The organism is Thermoanaerobacterium sp. R66 (assembly GCF_028895185.1).
Lineage (GTDB): Bacteria > Bacillota > Thermoanaerobacteria > Thermoanaerobacterales > Thermoanaerobacteraceae > Thermoanaerobacterium.
The window spans coordinates 211,562-226,760 of sequence record NZ_JAEUWW010000001.1 but is presented as its reverse complement, the minus strand read 5'-3'; the positions used below and the strand labels follow the sequence as shown (position 1 = coordinate 226,760).

At 34.8% G+C, this 15,199-nt stretch carries 13 protein-coding genes; 3 read left to right on the top strand and 10 right to left on the bottom strand.

The annotated features are described in order from the left end of the window. Positions 1 to 8: 8 nt before the first annotated feature. On the bottom strand, positions 9 to 677 hold the full coding sequence (locus tag JJQ93_RS00985) for a 4'-phosphopantetheinyl transferase family protein (protein WP_274892439.1): 669 nt from the start codon (positions 675 to 677) through the stop codon (positions 9 to 11). Further along, a complete protein-coding gene (locus JJQ93_RS00980) occupies positions 677 to 3,085 on the bottom strand; it encodes a helicase C-terminal domain-containing protein (protein WP_274892438.1) in 2,409 nt (802 codons plus the stop codon). The genes JJQ93_RS00985 and JJQ93_RS00980 overlap by 1 nt, the downstream gene beginning before the upstream one ends. 52 nt (positions 3,086 to 3,137) lie before the next feature. On the opposite strand from JJQ93_RS00980, the gene JJQ93_RS00975 reads away from it, so the two are divergent. Next, positions 3,138 to 4,097 (top strand): small ribosomal subunit Rsm22 family protein, encoded by a 960-nt coding sequence (locus JJQ93_RS00975; RefSeq protein WP_274892437.1) that lies wholly within the window; start codon positions 3,138 to 3,140, stop codon positions 4,095 to 4,097. Here the strand turns inward: JJQ93_RS00975 and JJQ93_RS00970 are convergent. After that, positions 4,030 to 5,019 (bottom strand): DUF1848 domain-containing protein, encoded by a 990-nt coding sequence (locus tag JJQ93_RS00970; protein WP_274892436.1) that lies wholly within the window; start codon positions 5,017 to 5,019, stop codon positions 4,030 to 4,032. The two genes, JJQ93_RS00975 and JJQ93_RS00970, sit on opposite strands and share 68 nt — an antisense overlap. 293 nt (positions 5,020 to 5,312) lie before the next feature. On the opposite strand from JJQ93_RS00970, the gene JJQ93_RS00965 reads away from it, so the two are divergent. After that, positions 5,313 to 6,188 (top strand): nitroreductase family protein, encoded by an 876-nt coding sequence (locus JJQ93_RS00965; RefSeq protein WP_274892435.1) that lies wholly within the window; start codon positions 5,313 to 5,315, stop codon positions 6,186 to 6,188. An 85-nt stretch (positions 6,189 to 6,273) separates the two neighbouring features. Here JJQ93_RS00965 and ppsA read toward each other — a convergent pair whose 3' ends face one another. The 7 genes from ppsA to JJQ93_RS00930 all read right to left on the bottom strand — a co-directional run bounded on the left by ppsA (position 6,274) and on the right by JJQ93_RS00930 (position 14,043). Beyond that, a complete protein-coding gene (gene ppsA / locus JJQ93_RS00960; RefSeq protein WP_274892434.1) occupies positions 6,274 to 8,889 on the bottom strand; it encodes a phosphoenolpyruvate synthase in 2,616 nt (871 codons plus the stop codon). Between the two features lie 42 nt (positions 8,890 to 8,931). After that, on the bottom strand, positions 8,932 to 9,561 hold the full coding sequence (locus JJQ93_RS00955) for a TetR/AcrR family transcriptional regulator (protein WP_274892433.1): 630 nt from the start codon (positions 9,559 to 9,561) through the stop codon (positions 8,932 to 8,934). Between the two features lie 289 nt (positions 9,562 to 9,850). After that, positions 9,851 to 10,429 (bottom strand): methyltransferase family protein, encoded by a 579-nt coding sequence (locus JJQ93_RS00950; RefSeq protein WP_274892432.1) that lies wholly within the window; start codon positions 10,427 to 10,429, stop codon positions 9,851 to 9,853. A 14-nt stretch (positions 10,430 to 10,443) separates the two neighbouring features. After that, a complete protein-coding gene (locus JJQ93_RS00945) occupies positions 10,444 to 11,658 on the bottom strand; it encodes a hypothetical protein (RefSeq protein WP_274892431.1) in 1,215 nt (404 codons plus the stop codon). 352 nt (positions 11,659 to 12,010) lie between these two features. Next, positions 12,011 to 12,829, bottom strand: coding sequence for a macro domain-containing protein (locus JJQ93_RS00940; RefSeq protein WP_274892430.1), 819 nt, complete (start codon positions 12,827 to 12,829; stop codon positions 12,011 to 12,013). Further along, positions 12,822 to 13,433, bottom strand: a complete 612-nt coding sequence (locus JJQ93_RS00935) for a TIR domain-containing protein (RefSeq protein WP_274892429.1) — start codon at positions 13,431 to 13,433, stop codon at positions 12,822 to 12,824. The genes JJQ93_RS00940 and JJQ93_RS00935 overlap by 8 nt, the downstream gene beginning before the upstream one ends. Positions 13,434 to 13,503: 70 nt before the next feature. Beyond that, positions 13,504 to 14,043: a recombinase family protein gene (locus JJQ93_RS00930; RefSeq protein WP_274892428.1), complete on the bottom strand. Its 540-nt coding sequence runs from the start codon at positions 14,041 to 14,043 to the stop codon at positions 13,504 to 13,506. 288 nt (positions 14,044 to 14,331) lie between these two features. Between JJQ93_RS00930 and JJQ93_RS00925 the strand changes: the two genes are divergently transcribed. Continuing rightward, positions 14,332 to 14,796 carry a helix-turn-helix domain-containing protein gene (locus JJQ93_RS00925; protein ID WP_274892427.1) on the top strand — a complete coding sequence of 155 codons (465 nt, stop codon included), beginning with the start codon at positions 14,332 to 14,334 and terminating at the stop codon, positions 14,794 to 14,796. Positions 14,797 to 15,199 lie beyond the last annotated feature (403 nt).

Here is a 15,199-nt window from a genome sequence, read left to right as displayed (position 1 = left end):
ACCATAAATTATATAAAATTTAAAATTTCATCAATGCTTACAATGTTAACTTCATTGCAAAACAAATCACTTTCAGCACATACAGCCATTTTATAGTCATCATCTACGCAAAACTGTTTAAAATGATATTTATTATCTTTCTCGCTTAAAAGCTTAATTTCATCGCCAATCTTTATGGTGAAAGAACTTAACGGTATATGAAGCCCCACTCCTAACATCTTTACATAGCTTTCCTTTAAAGTCCAAAGAGTAAAAAAATAGTCTATTTTATCCGGTGCCCTCAACATGTCTTCAAACTCATCACAGGAAAAAAACCGTTTAGCCACATTCAAGTTAACATCTCTAATTTTTTCAATGTCTAAGCCAAGGTTTTTTCTATCAACGGCTACAGATACCCATTGATATGAATGGGATATGCTGAAAAATATGCTTTTGTCTTTCAAAAAAGGCTTCCCATATTCATTATTATAAATTACAATATCCTCATTATTTAATCCAAATTTTTCAATCAATATAATCTTAAGCATTACATTTGCCAAAAGCGTCCTTACAGCATCTTCACGCTTTTTAATCTTGCTTATCCTTCGTCTCTTTTCTTCTGAGACAAAAGCTAACAATTTACTGTATTCATATTCTTCGATATTTCTCGTTACTTTTACAGCGTATACATCTACCATTAAAAATTCCTCCAAAAACTATCAAGATGAAATCCCAAATTGCATTTATTCACCTTTGTATATGGAAACCATTCTTTAGGAAATATCCTAATGTAATTTTTTTGCAAAAATCTTTCATCTATAAGTAAAATTATACCTTTATCTTCCTCAGTTCTTATGACACGCCCTGCTGACTGCATGACTTTGTTAAAACCAGGATAAAGGTAAGCAAATTCATAGCCCAGTCCATATTTCCTTTCAAAATACTCTCTAATAATATCCCTTTCAAGGCATATCTGCGGTATGCCTACACCAATTATTATAACACCTATCAAGCGGTCTTTTGTTAAATCAATGCCTTCCGAAAAAACTCCACCCAGTACACAAAAGGCCAAAACACCATTTTGACTGTCTTCAAACATTCTCAAAAAATCATCTTTCTCGTTTTCTTTCATTGTACTTTCCTGTTTAAGTAAATAGCCAGTAGCCCTCTCCTTGTAAATCTCGTACGCCATGTTTAAATATTCATAAGATGGAAAATACACAATATAATTTCCGCTTCTCTTTGATACTGCTGTATGTATATACTCAACTATTTCTTCCAAGGTTTTCTTTCTATCCTTGTATTTTGTAGACACATCATTCGCAATAAGTACCATCCTGTTTTTAGTATCAAATGGCGAATCAAGGCAAACACCATAATCTTCTCGACTACCACCTAATAAAGACATATAATACTTTATAGGAATAAGCGTTGCAGAAAAAAACACAGTACTTCGCACTTTTTCAAGTATTTCACTAAGCAACTTGGAAGGATCTAAGCAAAATAATTTGACTTTCACATCATCGCCTTTTTTCTCAACATAAGTCGTATATGACTCATCATACATATCAGAAACCTTCAAGTATCTAATCACTTCAAAATACAGATCAATGATTGCATCTTTAACAATCGGCTTTATTTCATTTAAAAGAAACAACTCCGCTTCCCTTATAAATTGTCTTAAATATCCATTTAGATCGCTAAACATCTCATTAGTCACAAGATAGCTATTTTCGTTACACTGCTTCTTCAATTTGAGAAACGCTGAATTGATTTTTGACAATGCCCTTTCAAGCTTGATGCTTTTACCTTTAATCTCCTTCTTTAACGACAAAAAATCTTTTTTGTATAATTCCGCTGAAAACATCTCCCTTGATCTATCCACTAAATTGTGGGCTTCATCCACAAGAAGTGTAAAATCAGTTTTGTCTTGAAAGAACCTTTTAAGTCCAACGTTTGGATCAAAGACATAATTGTAATCACAGATTACGACTTCTGCCCACAAAGACAAATCAAGTGATAGCTCAAAGGGGCATACAATATGTTTTTGGGCGTATTCCTCAATTTTTGCACGATTAAAATTGTCTTCATTTAAAAATATATCCATTATAGCATCGTTTATCCTATCAAAGTGACCTTTTGCATACACACATGCTTCAGGCGTACATTCGTTTTTTTCATTAAAGCATATTTTCTCCTTAGCAGTTAAAACCAATGTCTTTACTTTAAGCCCTTTGCCTCTCAGCGTATTGAATGTCTCCTCTGCCACCGTTCTGGCTATCGTCTTTGCTGTAAGATAAAATATCTTTGAAGTTAACCCTTTTTTCATCGCCTTCAAAGATGGGAATATTGTAGATATGGTTTTCCCTATCCCTGTTGGAGCTTGAACAAAAAGTTTTTTCCCACTTTCAATCGATTTGTAGACAGATGCCATAAGTTTTTTTTGCCCTTTTCGGAAATCTTTATATGGAAAATCAATTTTTTCTATAGAGCTGTTTCTTTCCTTTATCCAATTGTATGACATGCTTGCCCAATTGCAATACTTCTTAACAAGGTCATCAAAAAAAGTTTTTAACTCATCTATAGAATATGTATATCTAAAATATTTAATCTCATCATTGTCGACTTGATAATACGTAAGTTGAACGCCTATGGTATTCAAGCCATTTTGAACTGAATAAATGTATGCATAACATTTTGCCTGTGCTAAATGCAAAGGATTATAGCCTTCATCTATTTCATCTAAATTAGCACTCGTAGTCTTTATCTCATCAATTACCACATTGTCGTCATCTACAATGATGCCATCCGCACGACCCTCTATAGCAATGATAAACTCATCAAATTCTCTTTCATACCTTAACGTTACTTCCTTTTTGTAATTCTCGCCTTTGGAACTTTGAATTTTCTTGTGAATTTTTGTCCCTTCCAATGCCCTTAAATTGCTGCTGCCTAAAAACTCATTGTTTAAATCTCCACACCTCAATATAAATTCAACCAAATCTCTGACCGAAATCTTTATCTTTTCCTTAACCATCGCATCAAGTCCTTTAACACATCTATGGAAGTAGAAAATTTCTCGAATTGAATTATAACATAAATTCATTTAAGATGGTATAATATATGAGTAAATACGCATAGAAAGGGCTGTTCTTTTGATGGAAATACCAGCAGAACTTTTAAATGGCATAGAAGAAGAATCAAGCAGAATACCCGTAAATAGATTGATTTCTTTAGTTTCTGACATTTCTAATCGATACAGAAATACTGATGACAAATACATTTCTACATACGAAGAAGCCGTTGCATACATTTCATACAGGATGCCTGCTACATTTGGCGCTATATATGCAGTTTTAAAAGATATAAAAGATATATGCAGTAATATTAATCCAAAATCAATTTTGGATGTAGGCGCAGGCCCAGGTACTGCAATGTGGGCAGCAACCTCAATATGGAATGATGTTGAACAAATAACGCTTTTGGAAAAAAACAAGAACATGATAAAAATTGGCAAAAACCTGTCAGCAAATTCAAACAATAACTCTATTAAGAATTCCATTTGGATGGAAGTAGACTTGGAAAATTTGTCTGTATTGTCTAAACACGATATGGTAATTGCTTCGTACTCCATAGGTGAAATGAATGATGATGTACAGAGAGAAATAATAAAAAAACTGTGGGAAAGTGCTAATGACATGCTGATCATCATAGAGCCAGGAACTAAAATCGGTTTTTCTAATATAAAAAGAGCACGGGAAATTTTAGTATCCTTTGGTGCCCATGTAATATCCCCGTGTTCTCACGCTAATGGATGTCCAATAAATGATGATGACTGGTGTCACTTTTCATCCCGCATACAACGGGCAAGCATACACAGAAAAGTCAAAAACGGACAACTTTCGTATGAAGATGAAAAATTCTCATACATCTGTGTATCAAAGAAGCCTTGCAAAACGATAAAAGGCAGAATCATAAGGCACCCACAGATAAGAAAAGGCCACATAATACTGGATTTGTGCACAAATGATGGCATCAAGAAAGTCACAGTCAAAAAAAGCGATGGAGATATTTATAAGAAAGCCAGAAATATGAAATGGGGTTCTGTTTTTGAATGAATTTTAGGCTTGGTGTCAAATAACTAACTGTTTTTTCCGTTATTGCGTCCTCATCTGTTATACTGCTGCACAATAATGGAGAATTAACATCATATAAAGTCATATTGCCATCGACGACACTACTACTGTAATTTGCATAGCAATAAACGCACCCATGCATACACGTATTATAAGCTCCTATATCTACACTAGCAGCACAACCACATGCTTTTCTTTGATTTTTGTCTTTCCCATCTTTGACTTTGCGACCGGAAATTTCCTCAATCAAATGGGGATCGATGCATCTTCCATGCTCTATTCCAAATTGAGACAAATCTATTTCTTCTGCGCACGTTTCAATTTTGATAGAACATGCCTCCGCAATTTCTCCAAGCCTCCTGCCTATCCTTACTTTATCTTCATCGCTAATCTCAAAAGCGCCTATCTTCTCAAGGCCTTTCTTTGCTTTAGGGTAAAAATCCACAAAGCTTATGATACACTTTGATGTGTAACCTTGAAGCTTCGATGATAATACTTCAAAATATTTATAGTGGTACTCCTCGTTAACAGCTTTGGTTATGATGATGGGGTCATACCTCCAGATGACCCTATTTGGTCCTATTTTGTCTGACAATTTTTTAAATGTATCGATTATTCTCGATTTCTTTGGGGCATTTTTCTCAATCTTATCATCATAAGGATTCAATGTAAACTGAAAATAGTACGGATATCTATCAATAATTTGAAGATTATCAATCATATTTGCAGGATTTTTGCTCCAAAACACAAAACAATCTACAGCGTCAAGTGTTAAAGGTATCTTACTTACTTGACGATAATTAAATGGGTTTCTGACTAAAACATAACCTTCTTTGACTCTACTGTAAAACCAATCACTATAAAATGCAGGTATGTCTGTCCTTCTGCTGACACTTATTATCATGTATTATCCTTCCTTTTTATAAAGACCACTAACAAATTGCGTACAAACTTGTGTTTTTATCTTGTACAAAAATTATACTTTTCATTATGATCTTTGTCAATTTAAAATATCTTCTCAAATCATGAAATCCATGTAATAAGTCAGTCTTTAAATAGTTATCTTTCTTACCGACCGTTAGTCTATAAAAACTTATTAAAGAAAATACTTGACTTTAGTGTTAATATAATACTATATGGTAAGTACAGTATGGTAGGATAATTTCCATTTAACAAAGATAATAGGAGGACTGCCAAATGGATGCAATAGAATTGTTGAAAAATAGAAAAAGCTGTAGAAATTTTTCAGATATCCCTATCGACGATGACGTTTTAAATGACATATTAGAAGTTGGTTTAAATGCTGCCAGCGGAGGCAATACTCAACCATGTACCATAATTAAGATAAGGGACAAAAATAAAAAATCAAAACTTAAAGATCTGCTTGGCCAAAATTTCATTGAAAAATCTGATACTGTTTTAGTATTTCTTTTGGATTTTTACAAGCAGAAAAGATGGTGTGAAATAAATGTAGCGCCTTACGGGAGAAACAGATCGTTTTTAGAATTTATCATCTCTTTACAGGATGTAATGTGTGTTGCACAAAGCATTGAATGTGCATGTACTTTAAAAGGTATAGGCAGTGTTTATTTGGGTACGCCAAATTTACGCTATGAAGAAATGAAAGATCTTTTAGAATTGCCAGAGCTCACTATACCTGTTCTCGCTATGTGCCTTGGAAATATAAAAGGTACACTAAATACGAGAAGAAAGCTTCAAAAAGGTGCAGTCATTTTTGACGAGAAGTACAATAAATTAAGCGATGATGAAATCGAAAGATATTATAGAGAAAAATATCAAAACAACAACACGTTCATCAATGACAAAAACAGCTATTTGATAGATGAGCTTTATAATATCGCTTCAATGGTTAATGGAAAAGACTTTGCAGACAAAGTAAAAGCAAATGTTGAAAAAAACGGCTACATAAATCCAGCACAAAAATTATTCGGTCTTCATTACAATCCTATAGAAATGATAGGCATGAATCAATGGATATGGAACTTTTTCAAAGAACAAGGCTTTGATTTTTTAGATGAAACATTTCACATTAATAGACTGGATGTAAAATAATTACATTTTTTCTATTATAGCATCTTATTCTCAATATATTAATCTACTTCATTTCAAATGGGTGGGGAAGAAAACATCTTCCCCACTATAAAATTTCTACGTATCCATCCGTTCCATTAACTCGTATTCTTCGCCCATCTTTAATAAGCTTCGTAGCATTTTCTACACCTACAACCGCAGGCAAGCCGTATTCTCTTGCAATAACAGAACCGTGGGTCATCATTCCACCTACTTCTGTTACCAAGCCTTTTATAGATACAAATACTGGCGTCCAACTTGGATCAGTGTAAGCAGTGACCAAAATATCTCCTTCCTTTAGATCAGCATCTTCCATTTTTAAAATAACACGCGCTCGACCCTCAATGATACCAGATGAAGCTGGTATACCAGCCAGTGCATTTTTAGGAATTTTAGCAGTATCATATTCACCTGATATAACCTCACCTTCAGAGGTCATTATACGGGATGGTATTAATCCCTCAAATAACTTATATTCCTCTTTTCTCTTCTCTATGATATTGTAATCAAGGCGATTTGTACGAACGGTTTCCCAGAGTTCATCAAAAGACAGATAATAAATATCTTCCTTCTCACGGATAACTCCATTTTGCACGAGCTGGGCGACATCCATCAGCAAAGCTTGCTTGATGATCCAGAAACACTTCATCATCAAGTGCTTCGGGTACTCCCGATATCCAATAAAATTACGCAAAATGCTTATCATTTTCTTTGTCTTTTTTGCCTTTTGTTTCCCACCAGGCAATTTTTCTAAACGAGTCAGGAGTTCTTGTTCCTTCTGTTCTGCTTCCATTAAGCCCTGTTCAAATATAGCTTTATGAGCACCCGGCTCAAAGTTCTTGGTGTTGCTAAGAATCATAGGGATAAGGGCGGTCGGCTTTTCATTGAACCGAGGCCTGGTGATATCGATCTCACCTGGACAGCGAAATCCATATTTTTCAAGATATGCCCGTATGGATTTACCTACAACATTGCCATCTTCCAACATTGCCATGTCCTGAAAAAAAGTCTCATCATTTGCGTGTTTTAAATAATCCATGACTGACGGATATTGACGGACGATGTCTGCTACATCAAGCAGCTCCAGCCCCATTTCAGAGGTAATGTTGTTGGCTACCGATCGAGAAAGTGAATCTGCCGCCTTTCTTTCACCCAGCCATTTTTCCATTTTCTTGTTAATCCAACTAGTTGCATATATTCCGAGAAAAACCACGCCCATACCTTGCGACATGACTTCTTTTATTTGTTTAATCGCCTTTAAAATGAAGTCAAACAGTTCGTCTCCGGACAGGTTTGAGATCCTTTGCTGTAGTTCTCTAACAACTGCCTCATTCCGGGACATCAGGGTTCGAACAATGGACACGTCGTTGCTGCGATACAGCTTGATAAACTGAATGGGTATCGACCATGAGAAATACCCCTTCATACTAAAGGCCTTTACACCATGTGCCAATGATTTCATGAATTCTTTTCGCTTTATTATATTCATGATCGCACTGTGCATGAGAGGATCCATACCGCGCGTGGCTGCGACCACGGTCTTTCGTCCCGTGAAGGAAGCCAAATCGGGCGCGATATCGAAGTACAGCCTCCCTCCGATTTCAATCAGTGGAAACTCGTCGGACAATATCTTAAAAAGGGATAATCCCAATGGTTTCATAGCATCAGTCATCATCTGCTGATGACCAAAAGACATATACACATGGTTTTTCCCATCCTGTACGTCTGGAATAGTGTATAAAGTGGTTATGGGACGGCTCTGGACAATAAAGAATTTATTTTCACGCAGGCACCATTCGATATCCTGTGGACAACCAAAATAAGCCTCAATTGTTCTGCCAATTTTTTCAAGTTGCAATATTTGTTCGTCTGTAAGTGTCTGCATATTCTGTCGTTCGGTCTCGATCTGATGTTTTTCCGTACCTCCATCTTTTATAGGATAAACAGCCAATTTCTTGATTGAAATTTTTCTATCAACTATCCTGCTTTCCCGTACTTTATAGTTATCCGCATTTACCAGCCCAGAAACCAGCGCTTCACCAAGCCCAAAACTTGCATCGATAGATAAAACTTTTCTATTTCCAGTAATAGGATCGGCAGTAAACATGATCCCAGACGCCTCTGGAAAGACCATCTTCTGGATAATCACAGCCAGATAAACCTTACGATGATCAAAACCATTTCGAATACGATAGGTCACAGCACGATCTGTAAACAGCGATGCCCAGCATTTGCGAATATGCTTAATAATATCTTCCTTCCCAATAATATTTAAATACGTATCTTGCTGACCTGCAAATGAGGCTGTCAGCAGATCCTCCGCTGTGGCGCTGGAACGCACAGCATAGGTATTTTTCTCCCCAAGCTGTTCAAGATAACCGGCAATCTCATTGTCTATTGCCTTAGGTATAAATATTCCTTCGATGACTTTGCGGATTTTAGCACTGATTTCACCGATGCCTTTCCTGTCATCTGCTTTTAGAAGTGACAATTGGTCCAACAGTAAACGAAGCCCCTCATTAGCCTCAATAATTTCTTTATACGCTTCGGTGGTAACACAAAAGCCCTCTGGCACTTGTATCCCATCGATTCTTGACAATTCTCCAAGGTTTGCACCTTTGCCACCGACAAGTGCAAGTTTGGTTTTATCGATTTCTTGAAAACTTAGGACATATGGATTCATACATATTCTCCCTTCTATCTGAACATATCTTAATTTAACAAATCAGTTTTGAGCAAATCGAGTGTATTCCTCTTTATAAAAATTCTTTTTAAAAAGATCTATATATCCATAAAACTCATGACATAATACATCAAGATCAATATCATTTGCAGGTAATTTACTTAAATACCCATCTGTTAATAGGGTGAATATTTTCATAATCATTTTTGGATCAATATCATCTTTAAATTTTGAAGTATCGACGCCAAAAGCAATTTTATTTCTCAAATTTTCAAGTTCTTTATTAGATAAAATAGCCTTTATATCGTCCTTTACCTCGTCATCATTTTCAAAATATGCACTCTTTAAAAAAGAAGGCATAGAAGGATATTTTTTTAAAATAGAAATTTCTATTTCTGTAACATGCTTAATTCTGTCAAAGAAATCAGTAATAGTGTCATCGAATTTTTCATTTATTTCATTCAGAAAAATATTGCCACACAATTCTAGCAAATATAAGTATAAGGCTTTTTTCGATCCAAAATAATGAAATATCAATGCTTTTGAAACTTTAGCAACATTGGCAATATCATTTATTGATGTTTTTTTATATCCGTTAACAGCAAAGCATGTCATAGCAGCATCGATTATTTTTCGTCGTTTTTCCACAGGTAAATCTAATAATTTATCCAAAAGCATCACCTCACAAATGTATTGACCAAATCGGTTAATAATATTATAACATCATTAACCGATTTGGTCAATAACATAAAATTCACTCATATAACACAATTTTTATGAGAATCACTTACATGGCAGCGTCCATCAAATTACTTCCATCAAAATGCTTAAAGTTAACCACCTGATTTAATAACATTTCTCATAACAATATAAAAAACCTGCCTCTAAAAAGCAGGTTTAAATACACATAGTTTATAAAACAATACAGAGCCTATATGTATCTCCACTACAATAAAATATATTACCAAATGAAAGGTATCAACTTTTTTGTCTTTTTAGCATAAATCTTGTATCTATCACCAAATGCTTCAATTAACATTTCTTCTTCCGTCTTTATTCTATAAATATATGTCGGTAAAATACATGCAGAAATTATTATGATACTAATAATATTACCCATAGAAATACTCGCACCAATAAAGAGCAAAATAGTTCCTAAATATCCAGGATGCCTAATATATTTGTAAATTCCATTTGATACAACTACATGGTTTTCAGTTATTTTCAATGTCCTTGTGTAGAATCTTCCAAGTGTAATGAAAGCCGTTATCCTTATGATAAGACCTGTAAGGATAATAACAAGACCAACGAAATTAAATCGTAAGCCAGAATTAATAAATCCAATTTTATAATAGTTAAATAATGGTGTAATTATTAATAGCAATATTGCCACGAGAAAAGAAAGTCCTATAATATCAGTAGTTCTTTTATCGTGCTTAGATTTTTCAAGTGTCTTAGCATCATTATCTTTGCGAAGTCTTCTTTCAATGAAAAAAAAGAAAATGATAAATACATATACAAGTAGATAAATAATTATCAAAGTAATTCCTCCCCTTATTTTTTAATTTTTTTGATTTTATTTAGTTCATCTACAAATGCTGGCTTATTTTTGTATAAAGCAATTAGCTTATCAACTATTTCCTCCATATTTTTATTGCCTGCTATCTTTTTATACTTTTTAACAACTTCACATACTTTTTTATACTCTTTTCTATTAGATGATGAATTTGCAACTGCCATTATATGCTTTTTATATACCTCAATCACCTCATCCTTAAACTTTTCTTGCAACATTTCAGCATATCCTTCTATGATACTTGGATTTTCTTTTACAAACTCCATTATCTCATCAAGATCTTTTTCTTCCACTATAAGCTTAAGATAAATATTCCTACTGACCCATCCATCATTCTTTCTTAATTCTTGTTTTAAGTTATTGTAAAATTCTGCCTTATCACCTGTAATTAGTTCTTTAAGTTCATTGTAATATTCAAAGTTGCCTTCAAAAAGAAGTTCTTTGGCTAACTTTTTTTGTTCTTCTTTTAGAGAAAGTTTTTTATATGCTTCATATCTTATTTTCTTCCATTTTAATACCAATCCTGCATATTTTTTGTCTTTCTTTTCGCCTTCTAAAGCTAATTCTATAACTTTATTAAACTTTTTTTCTTTCATAAACTTACTTATGAGTAACTCCCTAAATGAGGTATAATTTAAATTTTTTTCTATAAACTCTAAAGCTTCTTCATAAGTACCATAAGTATCAATTATTTCAAATAATATTTGCAGCATCTTCTCATTGCTGTATCTTTTATACTCATCACCCGAATTCATGGCAATAATAGACTTTATTTTCGCTATAAGCTCATTCCTTAGCTTTTCGATATCTGCAAATTCAAGACATAATCTAAGAAGATCAATTTTATAATCATTCCATTCGTCGAAAATTTCGTTGTCAATTTGCCTAAGCAATTTATTAAATATCTCCTCTTTTAAATCATCATCTAAATAACTACCATCTGTTACTATATCTCCTATTAAGTCTATAGTTTCAGATACAAGGAAACCTATTTCGCCATTGGAATCATCAGCGTATTGAAAAATTCTTATAGACTCGTTAAGCAGAAGAAATGCAATATCCAAAGTTAATAATATATCATCGGTATTCCTTGCTTTTCGCAATATATCTTCCATATCATTTACAAAGCTATAAGTTTCTCTATACGATACAAAACCTTCTCTACCTGTATATTTTTCCACATTTGATTTCAAGCTATTCCTTATCTATCAACACTACGCATTCTGTATGGATCGAGTTGATGGAATTGATGTCTGTGGGCCATTTTTTATAGTATCTGTTCGAAGGAACATATCAATGGGTTTTTCGGCCATTTTTGAAAAAACGTCGTTCGGGGAAACATGTCCAATGAACTTACTACTACGCTTTGAGTCCTTAAAGCAATTGATATATTTCATTTATAATGTTGATTGTAAATATCAGTTGCTTGAAATAATTATCCATGTAAATTCCGTTTCAACTTGATTTAAAAGCTTTAGTTTAGAGTAATTTGGTAAATCATACAAACTCACACCAGATAATCACTTTTTTCATATTGTTTATACATCACAACTTTTCGCCAATCCTGTTTAAAGAAAAATCATCACTCTTTTTGCACACAATATGCAATTGAAATGGTGGTTTTATCTTATGTGAGCTCAATTTATACGATGCTACTATTATGTCTAACAGCTCCTGCTTGGTCAGTAGTTTGTCTTCAAAACGTGTAATTCCCGATCCCAATATAGGAATACACACATCTTTTTGCCCATAATACTTATCAATCTCATTCCACAGTATTGATAGGCAATCAAGGAATTCTTCACGTGAGAAAAAACATCCTCGTCCATCCTCGTCTAATTTAGCAAATGCCATCAATAGGTCATCACCGTTTGGCACCAATCTTCCTGACTCATACCTCACTTTGCCTTGATATCTTGACTTCCCCTTAGCTGGCTTTAGCTGAGCTTTTTCAATCAAAGCTTGCATGTTATGTATTGGATTTGCTGTAAGGTATTGTCCACAGATAGAACTGCGTTTAACATCCGAAGGCTCATCTCCTACACTCGTTGTGAAACATTCGTCAAAATTAATAACTCTTTTACAGTTTTCTTTCTTAAGTATGTCCCCATATTCAATCACAATGCTATAACCGTGTCCTTTTATGCAAATGCTCCTTCTAACACAACGATAAATAGCATGAGCTATTACTACTATGACGAATATAGTAATAAAAGTCAAAAGACGGTTTAATATTACATTCACTTTGTTGGAAGCATCCTTTATCAGTTTGCATCCTTCAAAACTCGCTTCAGGGACAAACGTAAAAACCATAGAAATTATACTCAATGCCCAAGTGAAACTTATTTTTAAGAACTTATTCATATCCAAGCACCTGTTTTACGTAAGCATAATTGCCAACTTTCTCACCATAATTATTCTTTATCCAAAAAGGCTGCGCATCCGATTCATAATCTGCCATATAAGAAGGAAGCCAGTTTGTTTCCTTTTGTAACGAGTTATAAACAACAATGATGGGCTTTTTACGTTTTTTTGCTTGTTCAAACTCGTGCCGGAGATAAGAATACGCATTTATGTTACCAACATCATCATCTGCTCCGGGAGAACAAGTCATAGATACCTTACAAGGCTTGGAACCATTAATATTTTGCTTATATGGAGTACAACTGCAATTTATCTGGTCTTTTGTCGCTCGAGAACAACTGCTGCCCGCTGTACGTGATGCTGTCTTATCGCCAATTACAATAATAACAGCGGAAGATGCATTTATCTGTCGATTAAACTCTTGTTTCAAGTCACAAGGTCGACAATCGGGATCATTTGAAACGCTACCTGAAACCACTTTAGACATATCTATGAAGTCTACTTTATGCAGATTATCAGTGCCCCATTTATTGAGTGTTTCAACAACATTACGGTCGCCGCTATCTTCTGAATAATCTGCACTAATATAAACTCGTTTGCTCATAATATTTACCCCCTATAATACTAACTTGTTGCTGTAATATTCAGATTTCCAATATATCCATAATGTACACTTAACATATGTCTAGCAATAATACACCACAATATATATAATACCACTTTTTATTAAACTTTTCTACAACACGCTCTATTTCAGCGACTGCCGATAAAATCGTCATCATCAGCTTGCCGCTACCTGTGGATGAATCCAGCCGGTCCTCTGCGCAAATAAGATTTACGTTATATTCTTGTAACTTTTGTAGGGAATTTAATACGTCGGCTGCATTTCTATCAAAACGTGATAATTTAAAAACCATTACATAATCAACGTTAAGTTTGCCTGACTCGATGTCTTCAATCATGTGGATAAAATCGTCCCGCCCAGCTATACTTTTGCCAGACCTACCTTCATCTTTATAAACATTAACTATCTCTATATCGTAGGCTCTGGCATATCTCTCGATTGACGCAAGCTGTGCATCAATCGAGTAGCCTTCGACTTGCATACTTGTCGATACTCGCAAATATGTAACTACTTTTTTCTTTACTTCTTTTTCAACCATATAGCCACCGTCCTTCGGAAGTAGTATATCACACAGAAAAATTGTGGGCAAATAAAAAAGACTACCTTCATTGGTAGTCCGTTGAAAACATCTATTCAAATTATTTACCGGCTTTATCTTTGTTCTTATCATCTATTGCGTTAATAACCGACTGTCCGTATTTTTCAATCATATTCGTTAAATGAATTGTGAATTTTCTTTTTATCTTTTCTTGATTCATATATGTAACCTCCCAATCACTTTTGAGAGGATTTATGCAATGCACACATTTGCACAGATAAAACCTCAAAAATTTATGATAAAATAGTATCGGCTCACACTGCGTAAGGAGGTGATTGATTGCGTAAGCAGCAAATAAAGCAGCTTACGAGGGCGGAAAAGCGTAAGCTTATCGAAGACAGACTGCGTATTACTCCCGAATTATCAGATAGAGCAATAGCAATGATGTTGGGGGTTTCTCCAACAACTGTCGGCTCTGTAAGACGGGAATTATCGGATAAAACTGTCCAAAATGGACAGTCGGACACAAATGATTATAACTGGACTAAACACCCTTATCTTTTAGCACATCCGGAGATTTTAGAAAATATTTCGGAAAGAAGTTTGAGAGCACTAAAAGCCCCCGGTGTATTGGACCTGATGGCACAGCGGGGAAGTAAATCTCCCCGATACTGTCAAAGGCTTTTGTATCAGATGCGTAAGGCGAATAAAACTGCCTCCGTTAAAATTACGGAGGACGACGTCAAGGTGTTCGTTGACGATATATGGGACAGGCCTACCTCAAATAAAGGACGAATCCGTTGATTTAGTTTTTGTTAACCCGCGCCTTACGACGGACGAGCTGTCAAAGAACTATACCGTCATATTGCGTCTGTTGCCGGACGAATATTAAAAGAAAGCGGCTCACTCGTAGTCATGTGCGGTGGAGCACACCTTGATATAGCCATGAAAGAACTTACATCGGATAAAAGACTTCGATTTAATTGGGATTTAGCTTACATTTGTAAAAGAGAATCGCCTCTGATACATGCGAGAAAAGTTGTAACTGCCTATAAGCACGTGATATGGCTTGTAAAAGGGATTTGCGAAGGTGAACTGGTTTACGATGTTATAGAAGCTCCCCCGGACGATGGGACGGATATAACCTATCATCGCTGGGGGGGCAGAGCGTAGAAGGGATTAAAGATATACTGCGTAGGTTAAGTAA

Coding starts and splice junctions, on each gene's coding strand:
- JJQ93_RS00985 (WP_274892439.1), bottom strand. CDS start 677: ATGGTAGATGTATACGCTGTAAAAGTAACGAGAAATATCGAAGAATAT.
- JJQ93_RS00980 (WP_274892438.1), bottom strand. CDS start 3,085: ATGAATTTATGTTATAATTCAATTCGAGAAATTTTCTACTTCCATAGA.
- JJQ93_RS00975 (WP_274892437.1), top strand. CDS start 3,138: ATGGAAATACCAGCAGAACTTTTAAATGGCATAGAAGAAGAATCAAGC.
- JJQ93_RS00970 (WP_274892436.1), bottom strand. CDS start 5,019: ATGATAATAAGTGTCAGCAGAAGGACAGACATACCTGCATTTTATAGT.
- JJQ93_RS00965 (WP_274892435.1), top strand. CDS start 5,313: ATGGATGCAATAGAATTGTTGAAAAATAGAAAAAGCTGTAGAAATTTT.
- ppsA (WP_274892434.1), bottom strand. CDS start 8,889: ATGAATCCATATGTCCTAAGTTTTCAAGAAATCGATAAAACCAAACTT.
- JJQ93_RS00940 (WP_274892430.1), bottom strand. CDS start 12,829: ATGAATAAGTTCTTAAAAATAAGTTTCACTTGGGCATTGAGTATAATT.
- JJQ93_RS00935 (WP_274892429.1), bottom strand. CDS start 13,433: ATGAGCAAACGAGTTTATATTAGTGCAGATTATTCAGAAGATAGCGGC.